10 protein-coding genes are annotated in these 20,216 nt (G+C 43.3%); 3 read left to right on the top strand and 7 right to left on the bottom strand.

Going from position 1 to position 20,216, the window contains the following annotated elements:
* Window position 1: 1 nt before the first annotated feature.
* Window positions 2-3,778, bottom strand: a complete 3,777-nt coding sequence (locus DR864_RS30490; protein WP_310587534.1) for a tetratricopeptide repeat-containing sensor histidine kinase — start codon at window positions 3,776-3,778, stop codon at window positions 2-4.
* A gap of 795 nt (window positions 3,779-4,573) precedes the next feature.
* Between DR864_RS30490 and DR864_RS23470 the strand changes: the two genes are divergently transcribed.
* From DR864_RS23470 to DR864_RS23460, 3 genes are read left to right on the top strand one after another with little or no spacing between them, the layout of a single operon-like run.
* Window positions 4,574-7,468, top strand: coding sequence for a tetratricopeptide repeat protein (locus DR864_RS23470; protein WP_114069248.1), 2,895 nt, complete (start codon window positions 4,574-4,576; stop codon window positions 7,466-7,468).
* 8 nt (window positions 7,469-7,476) lie between these two features.
* Window positions 7,477-8,298, top strand: coding sequence for a caspase family protein (locus tag DR864_RS23465; RefSeq protein ID WP_114069247.1), 822 nt, complete (start codon window positions 7,477-7,479; stop codon window positions 8,296-8,298).
* Between the two features lie 19 nt (window positions 8,299-8,317).
* A complete protein-coding gene (locus tag DR864_RS23460) occupies window positions 8,318-9,799 on the top strand; it encodes a C1 family peptidase (RefSeq protein WP_162794069.1) in 1,482 nt (493 codons plus the stop codon).
* Window positions 9,800-9,824: 25 nt separating this feature from the next.
* Here DR864_RS23460 and DR864_RS23455 read toward each other — a convergent pair whose 3' ends face one another.
* The 6 genes from DR864_RS23455 to DR864_RS23425 form a co-directional block, all read right to left on the bottom strand.
* Window positions 9,825-10,004, bottom strand: a complete 180-nt coding sequence (locus DR864_RS23455; RefSeq protein ID WP_114069245.1) for a hypothetical protein — start codon at window positions 10,002-10,004, stop codon at window positions 9,825-9,827.
* Between the two features lie 55 nt (window positions 10,005-10,059).
* Window positions 10,060-12,189, bottom strand: a complete 2,130-nt coding sequence (locus DR864_RS23450) for a tetratricopeptide repeat-containing sensor histidine kinase (protein WP_114069244.1) — start codon at window positions 12,187-12,189, stop codon at window positions 10,060-10,062.
* Between the two features lie 205 nt (window positions 12,190-12,394).
* Window positions 12,395-14,857, bottom strand: a complete 2,463-nt coding sequence (thrA, locus tag DR864_RS23445) for a bifunctional aspartate kinase/homoserine dehydrogenase I (RefSeq protein ID WP_114069243.1) — start codon at window positions 14,855-14,857, stop codon at window positions 12,395-12,397.
* Window positions 14,858-15,138: 281 nt separating this feature from the next.
* Entirely contained in the window at window positions 15,139-16,860 is a 1,722-nt protein-coding gene (locus DR864_RS23440) for a GMC oxidoreductase (RefSeq protein ID WP_114069242.1), read from the bottom strand.
* A gap of 940 nt (window positions 16,861-17,800) precedes the next feature.
* A complete protein-coding gene (locus tag DR864_RS23430) occupies window positions 17,801-18,388 on the bottom strand; it encodes a helix-turn-helix domain-containing protein (RefSeq protein WP_114069240.1) in 588 nt (195 codons plus the stop codon).
* Window positions 18,389-18,450: 62 nt separating this feature from the next.
* Window positions 18,451-20,175 (bottom strand): tetratricopeptide repeat protein, encoded by a 1,725-nt coding sequence (locus tag DR864_RS23425; protein WP_114069239.1) that lies wholly within the window; start codon window positions 20,173-20,175, stop codon window positions 18,451-18,453.
* Between the last annotated feature and the right edge of the window lie 41 nt (window positions 20,176-20,216).

Here is a 20,216-nt window from a genome sequence, read left to right as displayed (position 1 = left end):
ATTATTGTTGCTTGATGGGCAATCCCACCCTAAACTTCGTCCCCTCGCCCTCTACACTCTCTAACTCAATCGTCCCGCCATGCCCCTTGGTCACAATATCATAGGCCAAACTCAGCCCTAAGCCCGTGCCCTCGCCCGTGGGTTTGGTCGTGAAAAAGGGTTGGAAGATTTTGGCCTGCACTTCTTTCGACATTCCTATGCCGTTGTCTTTAACTTGGATGACAACTTGATTATCAATAACTTGGGTACTGACAACAACTTTGGGCGAGTAATTAACGTCGGCAGCATTTTGAGCGCGTCTGGCATTGACGGCGTAAAAAGCATTATTAATCAAATTCAACAACACCCGCCCAATCTCCTGCGGAACTACTTCAATTTTGGGCAAGTCTCTAGCTCCAATCAACGCATAATCACAATTAAAACTACTGTCCTTCGCCCGTAAGCCGTGGTAACTCAATCGCAAATATTCATCGGCGAGTTGGTTAATGTCAGTCAATTCTCGCTCGCCCGTCGATTGGCGAGAATGCTCTAGCATTCCTTTTACAATGCTTGACGCGCGCTTACCGTGAAGATTGATTTTCTGCTGGTTTTGGGTCAAATCACCCATCAATTCCTTTACAAACACCTTGTCAATCGGCTCTTTATCAAGCTCTTCATTTAGTTCCTGAGCCAAATCAACCGAGAGTTCAGAGAAATTATTGACAAAATTTAGCGGGTTCTGAATCTCATGGGCAATGCCCGCCGTGAGTTCGCCAAGGCTGGCTAGTTTTTCTTTTTGAATCAATTGAGCTTGGGTAGCACGGAGTTCAATTAAAGTGTCTTCTGCTCTCTTTTTTTCGGTTTGTATTTGAATTAAGTCAAGATGAGCTTGGACTGCCTGTGCTTCTGCCAATTTCAAATCATTGAAACGTGTATAGGCGAGAGAAAAAGCAGAGGTAGCCCGTTGCAATAAATTCCAGCATTCATTCGAGATGTCGCCAGGTGATGCAACGCCTATAAAACCATGAGAGAACTTTACCAGGTGATAGGTGCGTTCAGGTATCTCATCGCCATAGTAACCTTGCAACACCCTTGAATGCTGTGCGCAATAGTTGATCCAATCTTTCCGGTGCTGACCCTGCATTAAAATGGAAGTTTGTTTTTTCTTTGAATGTTGAAAGGCCAACATTTTGCTGCCAACCCATGTATCCTTTAAGTGAATCTTCATGTGGTCGGATACAAGGTTAATACCGTTGCCGCGAATGTCTTTTATGGCGTACCAGCATTCGGTTTCTCCTGCACCTTCATTATGTATATAAATGGAGCTTGTTTCTAATTCTTCTACACCAAGGAGGCCCATTTCTTTGCGGAGCAATTGCGCTACTTCTACCAGTTCATGGGGTTTTTGCATGGCCATTGCACGTCCTCTCACTTTCTCCATTGCGGCTTCAATTTTTGCTTCTCTTGCCTGCGCTTCTGCTTTTTTAAGTTCCAAAAACCGTGTGTAGGTTTGTTCGAAAACAGCTGCAAATCTTTTGAATACGTCGTGGAATTCAGGACAGGGTTCAAGTGTAATAAACATCAGGTTACCATACGAGAAGTTTGCAATGTGATGTATCTGAGTTTCAGGCATGGGAAATCCTGCTTTAACTGACTCCTCGAAGTATGCTTTAAAAACAGGAATTGTCTTGATCAGGTATTGATAATACTCCTGCATTCTTTCGCCACTCATTTCTATTACGTAAAATGACTCATTATTTTTTTTTGACTCAACGAATTGAATAAAATTAGCCTCTTCCGTTAATGGTATCTTAAATGCAGGATTTATACCACTGCCATCATGAGTACTCATCCATGAATCACATTCTTTCTCCCCCTGGTTCCATATATTATACCCACAGCTGTATGCTGGTACACCCAATGCTTTTACTTGTTGAAACAATAGAGCAGCTGCATCTTTCAGATCCTCATTTGTCAGGTTCTCTTTTGTTTGCATAGCCATTGCTCTTGAACGAACCCTTTCCATTGCCAGTTGAATTTGCGATTCTCTTGCCTGTGCTTCAGCTTTTTGCAGGTCAAGAAAACGGGTGTAGGTCAGGTTGAATACGGTGGAAAAACGCTCCAATATCACATTGATTTCGGGAGAGAGCGGCTCACTGGATTGAATTCCCAAGTAACCTTGAGAAAAATAAGCAACATTCTGTAACCTACGCCCCTTGAGTTGGGCTTCATTAATCTGTATTCCCAGTTCTTCACGGGCATATTTTAACCATTCCAGAAATTCCTCCCCCTGCAAGTCAATTACCTGCGACTTTTGGCCTGATTTCCAACTGGCATATATTTTTACAAAAGTTGTTTTTTCATTTAATCGGGCGACAAAGTGCTTATTTAATTGTTGCCCAGACTGGTCAGTGGCCCATATATCCACTATTCTCTTTTGCTCATCAATAATGCCAATCACAAACCGGTCAAACATGCCGCCCAATTGAGTGATTTGTTGATAAAGAAGGGTGGTTACTTCTGCCAGTTCCTCGCTTTTGTACATCGCCATGGTTCGGCTGCGGATTCGCTCCAGCGCCGCCTCAATTTCTAAATCACGGTTTTTGTTTTCGAGTTGAACTTGCGTCACTTTAAGATTGGTCAAAGTATTGCCCAATACTTCATTGGCTTTCTGCTTTTGGCGATTATTTCTGTAAAGAATAAAACCTATTAAAAGCGTGACTGCCAAGCCCGCCAAAAGTGCGTATTGTTTCAGTTGATTTTGAAAAGCGATTGTGTCAGCTTCAATTTTGCGTTGAAGTTCCTGTTCCTCAAACACTATTTTTTGTAAAGCCTGTACTTGCTTAGGGCCATATAGTTCTTCGTTGGCTAATTGAGCTTCTTTTAAATGATTATAGGCTTTTTGTAAATTCTTAGATTCATAGCCTGCTGCAAGTAATTGATTCGCTAACAATATCTGTCGCTTAAATGAAATTTGTTTAGCCTCCACGAGGCCTTTTTCTGCATAGTAAATGGAAGAATCATAAAGATGCTCTCTATTGTAGAACTGGGCAATTGTCAAATAGTTAGCGGTTTTTGTACGGGTATCTTTGGCTTGAATGGCGATTTGAAGCCCCTGTTTCCAGTAATTCAAAGCACTGGCAGTATTTTCGGTCCTGTCCTGAACATTACCCAACAGTAAAAAAATATCCGATTGTAAACGTAAAGGTATTACAGTCATTTTGCTTCTTGCAAAAGCTAACTGACTGTATTTTAACGCGGAATCTATTTTATTGGAGGATAAATACAAGCTACCTAAATTCATAAATACGGCGGCAACTCCCTCATCAAAATGAATCATTTCATATTCTTTTAGGGCTCGGTTGTAAAAATTCACCGCTTTGTTACGGTCAATTTCATCCCGGTAGATATTACCTATCCGCATCAAGCAATATCCTTTTTCTAAGGGAACATTGTTTTCTTCTGCAATCTTTAAAGATTTAAATTGCAACTCTAATGACTCAGAAAAATTACCATCTTGTCTGATTATCAGCGCAATAATGCTTAAAGCCTTCGCTTCGCCTCTAGAAAATTTTATTTTCTTTGAAAGTTCCAAGGCTTTTTGGGCGTATAGTTTGGAGCTCTGGGGATTAGAAACAAAATCATTGAAAGCTATATCTGTCATTAAAAGTACACGGCTGGTATCGTGGGTGGCAATAGACAATTGATGCTTTAAGTTATCAATTAACTGACTGTTTTGGGCAAAGCAAAAACTCCCTGAGAAAACAGCCATCAAGACACTCAGAAGAAAAAGTTTCATTGTCAACGTAGAGGTTTAGAAGGGTAAAATGTCATACATCTCAGGCTTAAACATCAGCTTCACCTGAGACTTCAAATTCCTATGTTTTTTAACAGCAATGAGTTAAGTGAATTTTTATCTTCAATAATGGGTTTTCAATCAGCGTTTAAACTATTAGCCTACTCCAAATACTACCCCCAATAGATATACCTTTTAAAAGGACAGCTGTGGTATATCTGCTATCCCTATTGGTGAGTGGGTGCGTTTCGTCGCTAAGAAAGGATAAAACATAGCTAAACAGGTTTCTCTATATGATGTTAAAAACCTAAGCCTCGCACCCGCAACGCCAGCAACTAAGATAAAACCTAGCTTCTGCCATTTGGGGCGGATGTTTTTTTGAGATTTATCCTTGTGGCAGAAGCTTTAAATTACTTCAATTGTACAATGTTTAAATCTCATTTCCAAACAGTTATCAACAACCTTTGCTCGAAAATTTTATGAAGTAAAAACGATGTCGTTTTCTTGGAAAGCTATCGATTCCCAGTATTTTTGAGGAGATTCTTACGAACCGCCACGTTTTGTCCTTTCAAAGAGACTTTTCCCGTCCATCATTCTTAATGTTCCGTCACAACTCATTTCCACGCTAAATAATATTCCTTTCATCCAAAAAATAAATGTTCCGAAAAGGCTTTACGATTTCCTTTTAAAAGGAGGAAAAAATCAGTTAATTTTACTTTAAAGTATGTCTATACCACCCTACCCCTTTTATTATACAATTGCCATCTGCTAAACCTGATTGGACCTACTTTACGATTTATGAAACTTCAAAAACTCTTACTCATTTTTTGGGCTTTTATCACGTTTACGGGCCAGATTGAAGCGCAAGAAGAACGCGGCCAAAAAGTGGAGAAAGCCAACATGGCCCCAAAAACAGTGGGGCAAACATGGGCAGTGATTGTGGGCGTGTCGCAATATCTACACATCAATTCACTGCGCTTTGCCGGCGACGACGCCCTTGCTTTCTATAATTTTCTAACGTCTCCCGCGGGAGGCTCAGTACCAGAATCCAACATCCAACTTCTGCTAAACGAAAAAGCAACCTTGGGACAGGTAGACCGGGCCATGGGAAATCTGCTGGATTTTGTCAAGCCCAACGACCGCGTATTCTTGTATTTTTCGGGGCACGGCGACCAAGAATCCCGCACCATTGCCCAACGCGGTTTTTTGCTTACCCACGATTCTTACAGCAGCAATTATAATTCCACGGCCTTTGCGGTACTTTATTTACAGGATTACATTGCCACCCTTTCAACCAAAAATCACGCTCAGATATTGTTGTTTTTGGATGCGTGTCGGGCAGGAAAGTTAGCAGGAAATGAAATTGGCGGGGTTCAGCTCATGGGCCAGCAACTGCTCAAACAGGTAGCCAATGAAGTGAAGTTTATGGCGTGTCAGGCCAATGAGTTGTCGCTGGAAGGATACCAATGGGGAGGCGGTCGCGGGCTGTTTAGCTATCACCTTATCAGGGGAATGCAGGGACTGGCCGATACCGACGGTGACAAAACCGTTACCCTACGCGAATTGGAGCGCTATCTGGAAGACCGCGTTACTGCCGAGGCCGCCCCTAATCCACAGAACCCTCTTTTGATTGCCGCCGACAAATCACTGCCCATCGTCAAAGTAGACGTAGCTACGCTGGAATCAGTCCGTAAAAACGTACCGCCACCGCTCTTTGCAGCAGTACAAGGCCGAGGCGTAACCCAAACTATTTTAGAAGAAGCGGAAACCGACGTCAAAAAACTGTACACTGATTTTCAGGAGGCAGTCACCAATAAGCAATTGCTTGATGTGCCTAACGCCGCCGAGGGCTATTTTGAAAGATTGCTTGCAGCGCCCTCTATCAAAGACATGCACCCTTTCATTAAGCGGGAGTTTGCGGCGGCCTTGCTAGAAGAATCATCAAAAGCTTTTGCCGGTCTTTTGGAAAACAAAAACGCGCCTGAAGTGACAAGTGCTTACCAAAAAAACATCCGATATTTAGAAAAAACGTACTTGATTTTGGGGAAATCCCACTTTTTGTACCCCAATCTTCGGGCGCGGGTTTCATATTATAAAGGATTAATCGCAGAACCAGTCAATGTCGATGCCGCCTTATTGAACTTTCGTCAGGCCCTCGACGCCGACAGTACGTTTGCTCCCGCCTACAACGACGCGGGGCGCATTCTGTACTTGAAAAAATCGTACAAAGAAGCACAACAGGTTTTTGAAAAAGGAATTCAATTCGCCCCCAACTGGAGTTTTTTACACGTAAATTACGGCATGGCGCTGGCCGCCCAAAATAAACGGGCCGAAGCAGAGGCAGCGTACAAAAAAGCCATTGAATTAAAAGCTGACGACCCCGTAGTCTACAAAAACTACGGCAACCTGCTCTCAATTCAAAACAAAGCAGAAGCCGCCGAAGAAGCCTACAAAAAAGCCATTGAGTTAAAAACCAGCGATGCCGAAACGTATAACAACTATGGGATGCTGCTCAACACAAAAAAGAGGTACAACGAGGCCGAGATTGCGTACAGAAAAGCCATTGAACTTCAGCCCAACTACGCCACCGCTTACAGCAATTATGGAGTTGTCATGACCGTCCAGAACCGCCCAGCAGAAGCTGAAACGGCGTTTCAGAAGTCCATCCAACTAGACCCCAACAATGCCCAAGCGCATTTTAATTATGGTATATTATTGGTATCCCAAAACCGTCAAGCAGAGGCCGAAAACGAGTATAAAAAATGCATCGAACTAAACCCCAACGATGCATTCGTTTACAATAGCTACGGCGTTTTATTGGCGGCTCAAAACCGTTTCGCCGATGCCGAAAATGCTTATAAAAAATACTTTGAGCTTAACCCCACCAACTCCGTCGTGTACGGAAACTACGGCAATCTACTGGCTCGGCAAGGACGGCAAAATGAGGCCGAAGCTGCCTACCGGCGCTCTATAGAGCTCAACGCCAACGATGCCAACGTCCACAAAAATTACGCTATTTTACTCAAAAATTTAAACCGCCTTACCGAAGCTGAAATCGAATACAAACGAGCGATTCAGCTCAATACCACCGATTCGGAAGTGTACAAGAACTACGGAATGCTGCTCAGTGCGGGCAATCGACCCGAAGAAGCGGAAGTGATGTACAAAAAAGCGATTGAGTTTAACCCCAATGATGCCTACATTTACAACAGTTACGGCATTTTGTTGGCGGCCCAAAATCGTTTTGCCGAAGCCGAAGCCGCTTATAAAAAGTCCATTGAATTGAACGCCATGAACGGCTTGGTGTACAGCAACTATGGAAATTTACTTTCTCGCCAAAACCGTTTTGAAGAAGCCGAAACTGCCTATAAAAAAGCCCTTGGATTTACGCCCAACGATGCCAATTTCCATAACAATTACGGCAACCTGCTGGAAAGACAAAATCGGTTGTCTGAAGCCGAGGCTTCTTACAAAAAAGTAATCGAGCTTAATCCCGCTTATTTCCGCGCTTACTATTACATTGCCACCATCAAAGCCCGCCAAAAGCTTCCTTTTGAAGCCGTTGAATGGCTGGGCAAAGCCCTCGAAAGAGGATATACCAATTTTGACAGTATCAGCAAAAATCCCGAGTTTGACTACCTCAGAGAAATGCCCGAGTTTATGGCACTCATTGGACGATTCCGAAATAAATAACCCTTTTTATGAAAAGTTACTTTTTTCTTTTTCTGTTTGCCCTTTCACCTTTTATCAGCCGCGCTCAAAAGCTGCACCTCATTCTTGCTTCCGATTATGAAAACAAAGATTTTGGGATGATAAGCCTCAAGGATGAAGAGATGGTAAGCACCATGTTTAAAAAAATCAGTACGCAAATCGGATACCATTTACAAACCGTTTATGTCAACCGAAAAGTGGATGGACTTACCGAAAAGGCGGTCAGAAATGCGGTCAGCGACACCTCCATTCATCCAAATGACATTGTCGTTTTTTATTACTCTGGCTTTGGCACCTACCCCGACAACAGCCCTTTGCCTTCAATGCAATTAGACAATCCGGGTTTGTTTAAACTTGAAAAACACAGTCTGGTATCCATTGATGAAGTGGCCGCTATCCTTCAAACCAAAAGACTCCGACTCGGTATTGTGATGGCCGATTGCCGAAACAAAATGATTGACCGATACCCCACTCCGCTGCCCAGAAATACGATTGTGAAACACGACCGTAGCAAGGAAATTCTAAAAAAACTATTTCTCGGCGAGCCTTGCCGTATCCTGAAAATATCTAGTGGACAAAAGGGTAAACCGGTCTTTACCATCCAACGAAATTCAGTCTTTACTTATTCGCTTACCGAGGCTTTTGAGGATATGTTGTACGCAAAAAACCTCAAAGAGGTAACCTTAAACAACCTGCTGGCAAGAATTAACAAAATTACGAAATCATTTATCCCTGAATACGCAGGCTTGAGTCAGGTTCCAGTAAGTTGTCGTCCCGCTGCCGCCAAACCGGTTGTTAAAGCTAACCGATAATCCCCTCAAAGTCAATCGCATGAACCCTATAAAGCAACTCTCCTTACTCACTTTTTTGTGGATATTGGGCCATACCTCACTGCACGCCCAAGGACTGAATTTCAACGATACTTCGTACAATAATGTCCTGAAAAAAAAATCGAGTCTGGTGGTCAACGAAGATGGGCTCCCCCCCAAAGTGGATTTGTCGATGTATGTACCTTCAGTTCTCAACCAAGGGACCCTCGGTACCTGCGTGGGATTTTCGACAGCCTACTACATGCGTACGATATTAGAAGCCAAACGGCTCAATATTACCAACAAAGACTCGATAGATGCGCTGCGTTTTTCGCCCTCTTTTCTTTACAACGCCATCAAATCCCCCAACGACGACGCGTGTAAAAAAGGGGCAGAAGTAGCCAATGCGCTTGAATTTTTGAAAACCAACGGCGTGGCCCGACTCTCCCAACAGGGCTACCCCGACTGTACGCCAATGACCTCACTCCAGCCAGCGACAGAATCCAAAATCATGGATTATATCCGCCTTTTTGGGTTGAACGACCGGCAGGAAGACATTGTCATCGCGACCAAGAAGGCATTGGCCGAAGGAACCCCCGTCGTTATTGCGATTCAAACTACTCCTTCCTTGGACGAACTCGGTTTTTGGCCCAAGCTCTGGATGCGTATTTTGCGGTTTTTCGGCATTGGCTCGGGCGATGAGTATGGCCTATGGGACCCTAATAAATCGGACAATTTACGCGGCGGGCACGCGGTTTGCGTGGTGGGATACGACGACAAAAAATTCGGCGGGGCTTTTCACGTCGTCAACAGCCGAGGTGAAGATTGGGGTGAAGATGGTTTTTTCTGGATTCGCTACGATGATTACACCAAACACACCAAATACGGCTTTCAGGCGTATCTATCCCCCAACAACTACACGACCGAAGCCCTGCGCTCAGGCGATGTGACCATCGAACTGGCCAATTTACGTCCCGTGGAGCTTCCATTTACGCGCCAGTCACCTGAAGGAAACACCACCGACAATGAGCCGCTGGTGGCCTACTCACTCCGCGACCCGCAACAAACCGACACCGAATACAAATTCCGCATTAACGTAGATAAACAAACCTACCTGTATGTACTCGGCGCCAATGCCACCCAGCCCAGCGTTGATAAGCTTTTCCCGATTGATTCCATCAGCCCCGTGGTTGGTGCCAACACCAAGGTATTTCTCCCCTCAGAAGAGCAGGTGTACGCACTTAATGAAGTCACCGGGACAGAATCTTGGTTGTTTTTGTTTTCCGATAAAGAAGTCAACATTGATAGTTGTATCACCGCCATGAATGGGCAAAAGGGAACTTTTACCCAGCGGGTGCAGAAGGTAATGGGCTCAAAACTATTGAATTATGAGCAAATTGACTACAAAACGAAGAAGATGGGTTTTGAATTACGGGAAAAACACGAAGGTAGAATCGTCCCGTTGTTGATTACACTCGAACACATCAAAAGGAGGGATTTGTAATACCACAAACCCCTCTTTTGCGCTATTACTTTTTACCCATTTTCGAGCCTACCAAATAACCAACCACTAAGCCTATCACCACGCCGATAACTATCGACATCGGCTCAATGCTGCTGCCCTCTCCTTCGGTCTCAATGTGAGCCTGAGCAAATGAAAGGTGTGCCGCTATCAAAAGAATACAAGTAATAAAAAAAGACTTATTCATAATGTAAGGGAGTTAAGTAATGGTTTAATGAACAGTTAAATATAATCAAAACGAACTATTTCTTTGCTTTCTTTTTCTCTTCTTCGGCAAATGATTTGATCGGCAATTTGACAATAAACGTAGCTCCTTCCCCTTCTACCGTCTCCACATCAATGGTACCGCCGTGGCCTTTGACCACGATGTCATAGCTGAGCGACAATCCCAGCCCCGCTCCTTCGCCCGTGGGTTTGGTCGTAAAAAACGGCTGAAAAATCTTACCCCGTACATTATCCGCAATGCCAGTGCCGTTGTCTTTTACGTGGATTTCAATCATATCCTTCCCTTTTTTTGTAATCACCGTTACGTTGGGTTGGTAAGTGGCCAATACCGCCATCATGCCGTCGTTCTGTTTACTCGTCTGGTTGGCTTTAAAATTGACCGAATAAAACGCGTTGTTACACAAATTCATCATTACTCGGCCAATATCCTGCGGCACCACGGTGATGTCGGGTAGATTTTCATCCGCCACAAACTCATAGGCCGAGTTGAAATTTTTGTACTTGGCTTTCATGCCATGAAACGCGAGGCGGAGGTATTCATCAACGATTTTGTTGATGTTGGTGATGTCTGGTTCGCCCGTACCCGTGCGCGAGTGTTCGAGCATACTTTTAACGATGTCGCTGGCGCGTTGCCCGTGATTGGTGACTTTCTGAAGGGTTTTTTCCAAGCTACCCAAAAGCTCCATTTCTAAAACCTCATCCTCTTCATTTTGTGCTTTAATCTCAGGCGGCAATTCAACTCCCGTTTGGACTGCTGCTACCGAATTGGTTCGAGCCTTGACTTCTTCTTTGATTTCCATCAATTCCTGCACCATCCCGACGCTGATGTCAGCAAAATTATTCACGAAGTTTAACGGATTCTGAATCTCGTGGGCAATGCCGGTAGTAAGCTCGCCCAGGCTGGCGAGTTTTTCCCTTTGGATGAGCTGGGCCTGGGTATTTTTGAGGGTTTCGAGCGACGTCTGGAGTTGCTTCTTTTGGGTTTGAATAGCCTCTTTTTGCTTGTGTAAAAGTTCGTTTGCCCTATTCTTTTGAATATTATTTCGATAAAGAATTACCATCACAATCAAAATCACGCCCATCACCCCAAACAAAAGGTACATTCTTCGTTGATTCTCAAACTCTTTTCGAGTGGCGCTCAGTTCTTGTTGCCGCAATTGCTCATTTAAGCCTAAATTTTGAATTTGCTTTGTTTTTTCTTCACTGAAAATACTGTCTTTGGCCACCGCCGCGAGTTTAAAATAGTCGTAGGCCTTGGCTTTATCGCTGGACTCGTACAACGATGCAAGCAGCGTTCCTGCTTCGTAGATATACTTGGTATTGTTGACTTCCCGACTCAACGACAGGGATTTTTGGGCGTAATACTGACAAGAATCAAGGCGTTTTCGTGCTTTAAAGACCTCAGCCATCTCAAAGTACGTTTGGCTCAGCAATCGGTTATTATCGGCGGCTTTCAGGTAGGGCAAGGCCGAACGATAGTACTGGAGCGACAAGGGATAATTCCCCATTCGGTTGTAAATATTACCCAGATTCATCAACAATACAGGCACGTTACTACTTTTACGTCTGACGGCCATTTCGTAGGCCGCTTCGGTATAAAAACGCGCAGAATCGGTTTGATTTAAAAGGGCATAATCGGTCCCGAGATTGACTAATGAAATTTGAAGGAGATTTTGGTCGTTTATTTTTTCGGCAATGACTTTGGTCTTAAAGTAGTACTCAATGGCTTTTTTGGATTCTTTTTGTTCGGAATACAAGATTCCGATGTTGTTGAGGGTTCGGGCCACGCCCTCTTGATAGTCGATTTTTTCCGCAATTTTCAGGGCGTTAAAGTGCATCTCCAACGCCTCCGCATAATTGCTCGTAAAGCGCAGAATAGAACCCAAACGGTTCATATTTCGGACTTTTCCACGGGGAAAATTGATTTTCTCCGCCAAATCTAATCCTTCTTGGGAGTACTGCATCGCAACCACTGGTTTTGAATACATCAATCGAAGGCTCAATTGGTCAAGCGTAAACACCCGGGCTGTATCGGCCATGGGCTGAGAAAGTACTTTTTTTAGGCTGTCAACTGGACTTATTTGTGCAAAAGCAGCATTTACGAATAGAGCCAAACACACTAAATGTGTTGAAGCAATCGCTTTCATTCTCATAGAATTAAGAGTTCATCACGAACAAAGATATAATAATATTTGAGATGAAATGTACCCTTTTAATAATCGGTGCAGGACAAATTTAGACAACTTGGGTTTGCACATACCCATCAATCGGCTAAAAAAAGGCATTTACAAAAAAAAACGTCGGCGAGGCTTGAAGCCTCGCCGACGTTCAACAGCATACTGATTTTCAGTTTTATGATAAATAACTACTAATGCTCATCACGTCGGCAAACACGCCCGAAGCGGTCACTTCTGCCCCAGCACCCGGCCCTTTGACCACCAACGGCCGTGAGTTGTAACGCTCGGTGGTAAACGAAACGATGTTGTCGGCACCAGAAAGCGAATAAAACGGATGGTCGGCATCGACGGTGCGCAGCTGAAGTGTGGCTTTGCCGTTTTCGAGCGTGGCGATGTAGCGCAATTTCTCTCCTTTTTCGGCGGCCGCTTGCAGCAAACCCCCAAAATACGCGTCAGAATTTTCTAATTCAGTAAAGAAATCAGCAACGGTTGGAGCTTGCAAACAATTATCGGGCAAAATTGGCGCAATTTGAATGTCGCTCATTTCGAGTCCAACGCCTGTTTCACGGGCCAAAATCAGGATTTTACGCGCTACGTCGAGGCCGCTCAAATCGTCGCGCGGGTCAGGCTCGGTGTAGCCTTTTTCTTTGGCTTCGCCCACAATATCAACAAATCGGGTTCCCTCCACAAAGCTGTTGAAAATGAAAGACAGCGTTCCAGATAAAATGGCTTCAATTTTGACAAATTTATCACCACTAGCCATCAACCCCTGAATGGTGTTGATGATGGGCAAACCTGCGCCCACGTTGGTTTCGTACAAAAACTTAACTCCCTTACGCACTGCCGTTTGCTGCAACCGTCGATACTCAGAGTAGCTGCTCGAATTGGCCACTTTGTTGGGCGTCACGACCGACACGCTGGCGTCGAGCAAAGGGTGATAATAATGGATAATATCCTTGTCGGACGTACAGTCAATGAATACGCTGTTGGGTAAGTTGAACTCCCGAATACGCTGTACAAACGCTGGCAAGCTCGTGGTTTTGCCATTTTCGTCCAGTTCTTCCTTCCAATGGGTCAGGCTGATACCTTCTGGATTGAGCCACATTTTTTTGCTGCGGGCCAAGCCTACTACGTTGACTTTCAGCAATTTCTCTTTGGCTAAATAGTCTGACTGTGCCGAAAGTTGTTTCAAGAACGTACTCCCAATCAAGCCTGTTCCGACAATAAACAGGTTCAATGTTCGTACTTCTGACTGAAAAAACACCCCGTGAATGGCATTAAGCGCCTTGGAAAGGTCATTTTTCTGAATAACCACCGAGATATTCAACTCCGAAGAGCCTTGGGCAGTGGCGATGACGTTGATACCATTTTTGCCCAACGCCGTAAATAATTTCCCCGAAACACCCGTACTACGACGCATTCCTTCGCCCACGATGGCGATAATAGAAACGTTTTTCTGAATCTGAATTCCATCCCGGTCAATATCGCCAGCGCTGATTTCGGGCGCAAAAGTTTGGTCCAAAACCTCCTTGGCGCGGTCGGCGTTTTTAGGGTCAATGGCAAAACAAATCGAATGTTCGGACGATGCTTGCGAAATCAAAATGACGCTGATTTTATGCCGCGAAAGCGCCGAAAACAAACGCGCCGACACGCCCGCCACCCCAATCAAACCGCTGCCTTGCACATTGACAAGGGCAATGTCATCAATGGAGCTGATGCCCGTGATGGCAAAAGACGTTTCATCGGATGTTGTATGAACAGTGGTCCCTTCCGAGGCTACGTTGAAGGTATTCAGCACTTTAATCGGAATATTCTTAACAAACGCGGGCTGTAAGCTCGGTGGATAAATCACTTTGGCCCCAAAGTGACTCAACTCCATGGCTTCCGCGTAGGTAATGGTCGGAATCGTAAACGCGGTAGAAACCTTGCGCGGGTCGGCGGTCATCATCCCGTCTACATCGGTCCAGATTTCAATCACGTCGGCGTCGAGTGCCGCCCCAAAAATGGAGTCCGTATAATCCGAACCACCGCGCCCAAGGGTGGTTGTAATCCCTTCGACCGTAGAGGCAATGAAGCCTGTAATACACTGCATCGCATCAGTTCTGGCAAAATGGGCCAAAATTTGCGCATTTGTCACCTCAAAATCCACTTCGGCGTAGCCAAAATGATCATTGGTGCGTATCAGGGTGCGGGCGTCACAAAACTCCGCTTTTACACCGCGGGCTTTGAGGGCCTCGGTAATGATGGTTGTAGAAAGGCGCTCACCAAAAGACATTAACAAATCAAGCGTTCGGGCCGACAGTTCCCGAATCAGCGAAATACCTTTCAGTAAATCTTCCAATTCGTTGACCAATCCACGTACTTTGGCGATAGAACTGCTTTGATTTTTGATGTCAATCAAGCCACGAATGGCCGCAAAGTGGCGTTCTTCGACGGCTTTGAGTGCATCAAAATACTCGGCATTTCCCTTGGATGCCATACGCCCTATCTCAATCAACTTGTTGGTTACACCGCCCATGGCAGAATACACCACGGCTATGCGCTCACCTTTGGCAATATTATCTTGTAAAATCTGAATGACCTGTTGGATACTTTCGACAGTGCCGCACGAAGTGCCGCCAAATTTGAGGACTTTCATTCTAAAAAAAATTTGTAAACGGCTCATCACCGCAATTTTAAGGTGGCGTGACGACTTTCTTAAAGCTAAACTCATCACTTAGGCTGCAAAGATAGCGGGGAGAGGCTATTTTTACAGTAAACTCATGACTTTTATCGTATATACGACTGCTGATTTTCAATTTTACGGTTCATGTAAAACAAAATAGCGGGGCAGTGCCCCGCTATTTCCAGATAAAATATGTTGATTTTTTTAAGCGTTGGTCGGTTATACGTCACAGTTTGTACCGACTGACGCAGCCTTTATAGATTCTTTGCTTTCAACTGCTTCACGGCATAGTCGGTGGCACGGGCCGTGATGGCCATATAGGTCAAAGATGGGTTTTGCGTAGACGTAGACGTCATACACGCTCCGTCGGTGACAAAGACGTTTTTGCAGTGATGAAGCTGATTCCATTTATTCAATTGCGACGTTTTGGGGTCTTTGCCCATGCGCACGCCGCCCATTTCGTGGATGTCGAGGCCCGGGGCTTTGCCAGGAACGTCGTTGGTGCGGATGTTGGTAAAGCCAGCCAACGTCAACATTTCGGTCATTTGTTCGTGAAAATCCTTCACCATTTTGTCGTCGTTGTCATCATACGCCACCGACACTTTCAGGAGTGGAATGCCCCATTGGTCGGTCAGGTTTGAATCAAGCGTCACGTAGTTGCTCTCTTTCGGAATGGTTTCACCCATCATCCAAGAGCCCACACGCCAGTTTCCGTAAGTGGGCTTGGACAGATTTTCTTTCAATGTTTCTCCCATGTCTGAGGTATTACGGGACATGGCCCGTTCTCCCGAAAATCCTGCCGCATAGCCCCGCAGAAAATCAACTTTATCTTGCTGAAACACATTCCTAAAACGTGGAATATAACTACTACCGGGGCGTTTTCCTTCCGTAACAGTATCCAAAAGTCCTTCGTATTCACCCGAAATAGTGGTCCGGAAGTTGTGAAACGCCACGTATTTACCCAACAATCCGTTGTCGTTGCTCAACCCGTTTGGAAAACGATTGGATTTGGAGTTCAACAAAATCAAGTTGGTATTGAGCGCCGAAGCATTCAAGAAAATGATTTTGGCATAATACTCAACCGCCTCTTTGGTATGGGCGTCAATAACGCGTACGCCCGTTGCCTTGCCCAGTTTTTCGTCATAAATCACCGAATGCACCACCGAATCGGGCCGCAGGGTCATGTTACCCGTTCGTGCTGCCCAGGGCAGGGTCGATGCATTGCTGCTGAAATACCCGCCGTACGGACACCCGCGCACGCACAAATCGCGTTGCTGACACTGCGCCCTACCTTGCTGATAATGAATGGGTTTGGGCTTGGTCAAATGCGCACATCGACTTACAATAATGGGGCGTGCTCCTTTATAATGTTGCGCCATTTGTTGGCTAAAATGCTTTTCTACACACGACTGCTCAAACGGCGGCAAAAACTCTCCGTCAGGCAATTGGGCCAATCCGTCTTTGTTTCCCGAAATCCCCGCAAAGGTTTCAACGTGGCTGTACCAAGGTGCCAACTCTTCGTACCGAATGGGCCATTCCACGGCAAAGCCATCACGGGCTGGGCCTTCAAAATCGTACTTCGACCAGCGCTGCGTTCCGCGTGCCCACATCAGCGATTTGCCACCGACATGATAGCCACGAATCCAGTCAAAGGGTTTTTCCTGCACGTAAGGATGCTCCGCGTCTTTAACAAAAAAATGTGCCGACTCTTCTTTAAAGGCATAGCAGCGGCTCGCAATCGGGTTAGCATCTTTGATGGCTTTGGGCAATTGCCCCAAGTGGTCAAACTCCCACGGATTCATCATCGTGGTGGGGTAGTCAGTCACGTGTTTGACGTCTCGCCCGCGCTCCAAAACGAGGGTTTTGAGCCCTTTATCGCACAATTCTTTGGCCGACCAGCCGCCGCTAATGCCCGAGCCAACCACGATGGCATCGAAAGTGCGGTCTTTGATAGAATCAATATTTAAGTAAGACATATCTGATTTTGAATTTCTTTATAAAACGAAAATCGGCCAGAGAGCTACTGAAATTTGAAAAATTATTTATACAGTTCAAAAGGATACTCTCTACAAACGACTGTTCATCGGAGGGGTTTCCTAAATACTAATGTAAACGTACCGCTTCGAGGAAATCCGCAATCGGGTGGAAATGGTTTGCCTTCATTTTCAATTGCGAAACAGCTTCGTTATCCGTGTGAAAGAAGTTATCTATGAATATACTTCTTCCACACGAGATTATTTCCGGTTCATACAATACTGGTTTTAGAAGAAAGTAGAAGAAAAAACTCGGTCATTCTTCCTTATTGTTGTTGCCTAACTTTGTAATAATCCATTTTTGGAAAGTTAATGGCTACAATACAAGACGTTTTGTCTTTAGGCCGCTCGGTGTCGGTATGCTTTTTACTGCTGAAAAAGAACGGAATTGGCGGCCTTTTTAATAATTCTTAGCTCCTGTTTAAATTGTGCCAAGTCAGGCATCGGATAACTTCCGCCTCTGGATGCATCGGGCCATATTGGCCAACCGGCTTTCCCTATCTGTCCGCAGACGCTTTTTAAATGTTTTGCGGCATATTTTTCTCTGACACCCGGTCCGGCACAAGCATCTACAGGGACCAATTCGGAGTTGTGTTGTATTAAAATCAGCGTTGTGGTAAATAATGGGCGATAGCTCCTTTAACATTCGATGGTAACAATTAGGGGTATGTTATTGTAATCGCACGTTAGACGAGACCGGTTGAATTACTAATAAGTACAAGAGGCAATGAAGGAAAGCATAGCCTTCATTGCCTCTTGTACAGTCGTTTTTTGGGCTGTCTTTTTCCTCAAAAAACCAATTACGGTTATCATTGCACTATACCAAAAGAGTATAACAGCAGCAGCTTTTCTTCTCGTTGTTACGTATAGACAGTATTGTTATTTATTTGGGTTGGGCTTTTGCTAATGCTTTTATTTTTCCGGGAGTAATATTTTGATATTTTTTGAATACGACGACAAACTTTGTGGGAGTAGTGTATCCTAATGCTTCGGATAGTTGCGTTACAGAATACTTCCCGCTTTCCAACAACTGTTTTGCCTGTTCCATTTTATATTTTATACAGTACTTGTGAAAAGGCAGGCCATACATCCTCTTAAATATTGCTTTAAATATAGCGGGGCTTATGTTTAATGCAGAAGTGATGGTTTCAATGGAGGGCAGTTCAGCAGAAATATCAGCAGTAATTTGTTGGTGTATCACCTTTATAGCGGCTTCTAAATCACTGCCTTCCTTCAAAGGTTTCCTTATAAAAGAATCTTTATCAGAAGCCAAAACGTCCTTTTTACCTTCCAAATCCTTCTCGTATTTAACAAAGACGTTATTATCTTGAAAGCAGCTGAAAGGAATCCCGTTTTGAATGAGAAAATCAATAATTTTAATTGAATATTCTTTTGCAATATTAATATTCAACGAAGAGTCTTCCGGATAGTCAGGAAATGAGTTGAAAAGTCGAGATTGGGATGAATTCATAAGTATCAGTATTTCAAGGTAGGGTCAATGGTTAAGTGTATTACTATTGTAAAAAGATGCACTTATATTTTCTTTAAAAAATCGGCTAATTGTTCTTCTTCAGGCAAGTGAAGCTTCTTCTTGATTCTTACCCTTGAGAGAGTTACGCTTTTTGGCGCAACTCCCAATATCTGTGCTACCTGCTTAGGAGTTAAATTCATCTTTAAGTAAGCACAATGTTTTAAATCAAGATCAGTGAGTTGGCTGTTTCGTGTTTTAAGTGTTTCAAAGAAACAGGGTGATACCAATTCAAAGTGTAATTTAAATTTATTCCATTCATTATCTATATTCAAATCCTTTTCAAGTGTTTTTATAATTGATCGTGTTTGGTCTTTGATGAGATCAGGGTTAACATGGCCTATTTTTTCAATATCTTTTTTTAGATTTTTCAGTACGTCATTATGTTGGCTTAATTGCAAAGTAGACAATGCTGATTTACGCTGTTCAAACTCAATTTCCTGTTGAAGTTTTTCTTCATTCACTTTGGCTAATTGCCTCATTAACAAACTATTTCTATGTGATAGCTTAACGAAGATGAGAATTGAAATGACAATACAAATAAATATTGCGACAGAAAGTCGAAATCGAACTTGTGTTTCTTTGATTTCCAATTCCTTTTTAGCCAATTCATAATCAGTACGCTTTTGTACAATAAAAAAAGTCCTTTCGGTTGAAAATATCGAATCTCTCAATTTAATAGACTCTTTATTGACCATATAAGCATTTTTATAATCTTTTACTTCAAAATAATATTTAGACAATAAATTATAGGCCCATACTTTAGTAGATTGATATTTAGCTTTTGCCAAAAAAGCACGGTAGTTGTCACCTGCTTCTTTGTACTTTTTTTGACTTAAATAAACTTCAGCCAATACACTTTCAAGAATTTCAGGATTGTGTGGATGTGGGTGCATCTTATAACATTCTTTTGCTTTTAAAATTGCAGCTTCGGCATCTGAAAAACGCTTTAAATGATTAAGTATTACTCCTTTTTGATAATAATAACCTCCACAATTTATTGGCGAAAAACGTTCACCTATCCTGATAGCTTCATTAATGTATTGTAATGCTTTTTTAGGTTTTAATTCATTCTCGAATACTACGCTTAGGATATTAAGTGCTTTGCTTTCCTCCCAAATTAATTTATTTTTTCTACTTAGATAGAGCGATTTATTAAGATTATATTTCGCATTGGAATAGTCTCTTATTTCATAGTAGTAGCACCCGAATAAATAATAAAACCGTGAAATCAATGCAGGGTCAACTGTATATCTTTTAGATTCTAACAAAAGCTCAACTTTCTCAAGATAATTTAATGCTGATTTATAATTTTCTGTTATTTCTATTAAAATCAGGTACAAATGTATTTGCTCATTATAAAAATGATTTCTACCTGCCAAATTTAAGTTTCGACTTGCATAGCTTACCGCTAATGAATCTTCATTCCAATAATGATACAGCTCTGCATAATCTATGGCTGCGTTTACTTTGACAAAAGTTGAGTTGGGAAACTTCCGCTCAAGATTACGTATCACGGTAAAAGCTTTTGATGAATCTACCTGTATGTATTGATTCAGCGTTTTGTCGGATTCAATACAGGCACGTCTAATTTCTTCATGGATCGGGTTTTGTCCTGATTTACATCCTAAACACCATAAAAGCACAAATAACAGACATAATTTACACTTTTTATACCCATTTTGGGATATGATAGCCATTTGTAACCCTACTTTTTTATCTCTATCCATTATAAACGACCAACTTTGTCACTGTTTGATTAATACTCTTT

The sequence above is a fragment of the Runella rosea genome, assembly GCF_003325355.1.
Classification (GTDB): Bacteria; Bacteroidota; Bacteroidia; order Cytophagales; family Spirosomataceae; genus Runella; species Runella rosea.
Note: the sequence above shows the minus strand (reverse complement) of the source record. Positions and strands in the feature narration are given on the sequence as shown.